The following is a 643-nucleotide window of genomic DNA, read 5'->3' on the forward strand; positions in this document are numbered from 1 at the left end:
GCTTTGGTGGCTTCGGCTTCGGCATTGGCACGCATTTTAGTGGCTTCTGCTTCTGCATTTACATTTAGTTTTAAACTGGTAGCATCACCTTCTGCTTTTTTGTCTGTTGCATCGGCAGTTCTTTGAGCAATTTCAACGCTTTGCGATGCTTTTACAATTTCTTTTTGCATATCGGCAATGGCAGTTTCTTTTTCAACTCCTTGGCGTTGCTCTTGCGCCATTCTCTGAGTTTGATAGGTTTTTTGCTCTTCTTCAGCAATTTTCCTGTCAGTCAAAGTTTTCATCAAAGATTCTGGTGGAACAATATCGCCAATCAAGGTGTCAACGGCATTTACATTATATTCATCTAAAACAGCTTTGATGTGATATTTAGCTGATTCTTGGCGTTCCTTTCTTGTCGCAAGAAATGAAATCACGTCGCTATCTTGAGCTGAGTTTCTGAAATAGTTACCAATGGTTGGTTCTAAAACTTGAGAAACAAGATTGGTCATACTTCCAAAACGGGCAATAACTTTTGGAGCTTCATTAGCTGGCACGTGAATAATTTGAGAAACATCCAAGTTGAAAGGGAAACCATCTTTTGAACGTACTGTAATTGTAGAAAGATTTTTGTCTAAATTATGTGATTCACTTCTGGCATCAG

The 643-nt window shown here is 38.9% G+C and carries 1 protein-coding gene; it reads right to left on the reverse strand.

The window, feature by feature from the left end; genetic code table 11:
* On the reverse strand, nt 1-643 hold a 643-nt coding region (locus PHC28_RS01625; protein WP_300096136.1), incomplete at both ends, for an SPFH domain-containing protein.

The organism is Flavobacterium sp., from assembly GCF_028712645.1.
Classification (GTDB): domain Bacteria; phylum Bacteroidota; class Bacteroidia; order Flavobacteriales; family Flavobacteriaceae; genus Flavobacterium.